The sequence below is a fragment of the Bacillus sp. AFS001701 genome (genome assembly GCF_002559405.1).
Classification (GTDB): Bacteria; Bacillota; Bacilli; order Bacillales; family Bacillaceae_G; genus Gottfriedia.
On sequence record NZ_NTZO01000491.1, the window covers coordinates 1 to 2,292 of the forward strand.

Here is a 2,292-nt window from a genome sequence, read left to right on the forward strand (position 1 = left end):
AGCTAGAATTGTTAAAAAATACGGTAATGGTGAAATACGTAATTGTAATTCACAAAATTTAATTTTGCCAAATATTCCAACTGAAAATATTGATGAATTATTGAAAGAACCAATACTTGAAAAATTCACTCCAATACCGCCAAAATTTATTGGTTACTCTGTTGCTTGTACCGGAAGTGAATACTGCAATTTAGCTTTAGTCGAAACGAAGGCTCGTATGAAGGAAACAGCTTCTTATTTAGATGAAAAAATTACTTTAGACGTACCTGTTAGAATTCATATGGTCGGTTGCCCTAACTCTTGTGGTCAAAGAGCAATCGCTGATATAGGACTCCAAGGAATTAAGGCTCGTAATGAGAAAAAAGAGTTAGTAGAGGCTTTTGAAATCTATGTAGGTGGTACATTAGCCAACGGTGGTAAATTAAATGAAAAATTAAAAGGGAAGGTTGAATCCCCTGCCCTCCACCTAGTATTAGAAAAATTCTTACAGCACTTTAGTGAAAATAAACTACCTTCAGAAACCTTTTTAGATTATGTATCAAGAGTTGGAATTGAAGAATTACAATCCTATTTAACTTCCATTCTTGAAACTGTCAATGCATCTTAAAGAAAGTCGGTGACATATGTTTTTATATCGATTTGAGGCAACAATTGAAAGCCGTATCGTTCCTATTGTTATATTAGCAAATGATGATGAAAAAGCATTTAAACTAGTTGATACAGAACTTGAAAAGTTTTATGTTAAAAAACCGGACGTTAAAGAACTACTGATGTATGAAAAAAAGAAAGTTAGCCAAAGTGGTGGATTTGTTTTAGATTTAGAAGTTTTAAGTAAACGATGATGATGAGGTGTGTGGAATGATTGGAAAAGTTTATTTAGTTGGTGCTGGACCAGGGGATGTTGATCTAATTACAGTAAAAGGACTAAAGTGCATTCAAAATGCAGATGTCATTATATATGACCGACTAGTTAATAAGGAACTATTAGAGTATGCAAAAGAATCTGTCGAGTTAATATACGCTGGTAAACTCCCAAACTACCATGCATTAAAACAAGAAACAATAAATGCTTTCTTAGTGAAGTATGCAAAAAAAGGAAAAACCGTAGTTCGATTAAAAGGTGGAGATCCTTTCATTTTTGGCCGTGGTGGTGAAGAAGCAACTTATCTTGTAGAACGTGGTGTCTCCTTTGAAATCGTTCCTGGCATTACATCAGGTATAGCAGCTCCAGCTTATGCTGGTATACCTGTCACCCATCGTGATTATAGTAGTTCCTTTGCTTTTGTAACAGGTCATTGCAAAGAAGATGATACGGTTAAATGGGCCTCTTTAGCAAAAGGCATTGACACACTAGCAATTTATATGGGAGTTAATAACTTACCATATATACGTCATCAACTAATTTCAAATGGGAAACATCAAGACACACCCGTTGCCCTGATTCACTATGGTACTACTGAACAACAGCGAACTGTCATTAGTACATTAAAAAATGTAATAACAGACGTTGAAAAAGAAAAAATAACCAATCCTAGTATGATTATCGTAGGAGAAGTAGTTAAATTACACCATCAATTACAATGGTTTGAGTCTAACTATAACGCAATCACTGAACAGAAAAACATTAATTATTCAAGTATATAAATTCTCCCTTAAAATGGAATGAGGTGCTTTAGAATGGATGCAATCTTATATGTATGTCATGGAAGCCGTGTAAAACCGGCTGTCCATTCAGCCATACAATTTGTTAAAAAAGTACAAAAACAAATCGATTGCCCTGTTCAAGAAATTAGTTTTATTGAACTTGCAGAACCATCAATTTCAGTAGGATTAGAGAATTGTTTGCGTAAAGGAGCAAAATCGGTAACAGTATTGCCGGTTTTACTCCTTTCTGCAAATCATGCAAAGGTGGATATTCCTCTTGAAATCGCGAAATTTCAAAAGGAATATCCACACATAAAAATAAATATTGCCTCTCCAATCGGAATACACAAAAATATGATCGAATTAATCCAAAAGCGAATAAATGAAAAAGTTAAGCATTTAATAAAGCCAACTAAAATACTGCTAGTTGGACGAGGAAGTAGTGATCCATTAACGATAGATGATTTCAATTCAATCGTTAAACTGCTTGAAGCAAATATAAAGCATCCTGTTCTCCCCACTTTTATGGCCGTTTCAAAGCCGTCCATTCACGAAGCATGGCATCAACTATTGACTGAAAAAAATCATCGAGTAATAATCGTTCCGTATTTATTTTTTTCAGGAACTCTTATGAATGAATTAAAAGAT

3 protein-coding genes and 1 pseudogene are annotated in these 2,292 nt (G+C 34.2%); all 4 read left to right on the top strand.

Features of this window, described 5'->3' with window-relative positions; genetic code table 11:
• Positions 1-607: pseudogene (locus CN514_RS21550) on the top strand (nitrite/sulfite reductase); the annotation flags it as partial.
• A 16-nt stretch (positions 608-623) separates the two neighbouring features.
• Positions 624-842 carry a DUF3906 family protein gene (locus CN514_RS21555; RefSeq protein WP_098234336.1) on the top strand — a complete coding sequence of 73 codons (219 nt, stop codon included), beginning with the start codon at positions 624-626 and terminating at the stop codon, positions 840-842.
• A 16-nt stretch (positions 843-858) separates the two neighbouring features.
• Positions 859-1,644, top strand: a complete 786-nt coding sequence (gene cobA, locus CN514_RS21560; protein ID WP_141529467.1) for a uroporphyrinogen-III C-methyltransferase — start codon at positions 859-861, stop codon at positions 1,642-1,644.
• 33 nt (positions 1,645-1,677) lie between these two features.
• On the top strand, positions 1,678-2,292 hold a 615-nt coding region (locus CN514_RS21565; RefSeq protein WP_098234337.1), incomplete at its 3' end, for a sirohydrochlorin chelatase.